General features: G+C 70.6%; 1 protein-coding gene. It reads right to left on the bottom strand.

What is annotated here, in order from left to right:
- Positions 1-58: 58 nt before the first annotated feature.
- A partial coding sequence (locus GVL52_RS31715; RefSeq protein WP_200847957.1) for an RNA 3'-terminal phosphate cyclase occupies positions 59-568 on the bottom strand: 510 nt, incomplete at its 5' end.

The raw sequence follows: 568 nt of genomic DNA, 5'->3' as shown, positions 1-568 counted from the left end.
GGGTGGCCGAGCCGCAAGCACACCAGCTACGCTTCGAGCGGCATCGGGCAGAGTTTCCCTAGCGCGGCTGTGCGCGGACCGTCCAGTGGTTGCCCGCCCCTTCCACCGCGAACCGTACCGGCAGGAAGCGTTCGATCACGTCGAAGTGCGTGGTCGCGTGGGCGGTCAGCTCCGTGCAGGTATAGGCCGCCCCACGCCGGCGCTGCCATACGGCCAGGGCCAGCGGGAGCGCCCATTGGTCTGCCAGGAAGGGGCCCAGCGCCGCGTCGCTTGCCAGGTAGGCCTGCACGTCGCGGGCCAGTTCCTGCGCGACCTCCTCCGCGCTGGTGCCCTTCACGCCAAACTGCGTGAAAACCTCCGTGACATGCCCGTACGCCAGCGTAGCCATCAGCGCATTGCCTGGCCCCTCGTGCTGGCGGGAAGGAGCCAGGCGCAATTGCTCCCGGCTCCAGCCCAGCGCCGCGCCCAGGTGCTCCAGCTCGCGCCGGGCAATTGCCCGCGGCAGCGCAGGGGCCACGCATTCCGCATGGTGCGGCATCGCGGTGCCGCGCTGCAGCAGGTCGAATGG

The sequence above is a fragment of the Rhizobium sp. 18055 genome, assembly GCF_902706285.1.
In the GTDB taxonomy this organism is placed as follows: domain Bacteria; phylum Pseudomonadota; class Alphaproteobacteria; order Rhizobiales; family Rhizobiaceae; genus Rhizobium.
The sequence above is the reverse complement of the archived record's forward strand: the minus strand, read 5'-3'. Positions and strand labels throughout refer to the sequence as shown.